The organism is Geminicoccus harenae (genome assembly GCF_019800005.1).
Lineage (GTDB): Bacteria > Pseudomonadota > Alphaproteobacteria > Geminicoccales > Geminicoccaceae > Geminicoccus > Geminicoccus harenae.
Genome location: NZ_JABGCL010000246.1, coordinates 1 through 580 on the forward strand (window position 1 = coordinate 1; position 580 = coordinate 580).

Genomic DNA, 580 nt, shown 5'->3' on the forward strand with positions numbered 1-580 from the left:
GATGTTATATCATGGCATCTATGACCAATGAGCTCCAAAGGCAACATGAGGTCATAGATACTTCGCATGCAATCATCACCCATCTTAAGGAGCTTTATGAGTCACAGAACAGGGTTGTAAGGTACAACACTGTTGGTGAGCTATTTGCTTGTAAGATGGTGGAAGGAACATCTGTGAACGAGCATTGTCTAAAGATGATCCGGAATATCCATGCCCTTCATGATCTAGGTGTGGATATCTCTTCTGAAATGGGGACTGATATTCTGCTTCACTCACTTCCTGCGAGTTACAAACAGTTCATCATGAATTTTCACATGTCTGATGTGAATGATAAAGTCTCACTGACCGATTTGATGAATATGTTGGTGACTGCTGAGGAGACCTTGAAAAAGGACTCCAAGGGAAATGCTTTGGTAATGGATGGGGCTTCGACTTCTAGATCCAAGTCTAAGGGCAAGGGTAAGAAGAAGAAGAAGTCTAATCTGAAACCTAAAGGAGGAGTAAAGAAGAAAGAAAATGAGCCTAAAGACTCTAAAGGAAAGTGTTTCCACTGCGGCAAGACAGGTCATTGGAAGAGGAA

1 protein-coding gene is annotated in these 580 nt (G+C 42.1%); it reads left to right on the forward strand.

Annotated features, from left to right (window positions below; all coding sequences use genetic code 11):
- Positions 1-20: 20 nt before the first annotated feature.
- A partial coding sequence (locus HLA95_RS27790) for a gag-polypeptide of LTR copia-type domain-containing protein (protein ID WP_255592585.1) occupies positions 21-580 on the forward strand: 560 nt, incomplete at its 3' end.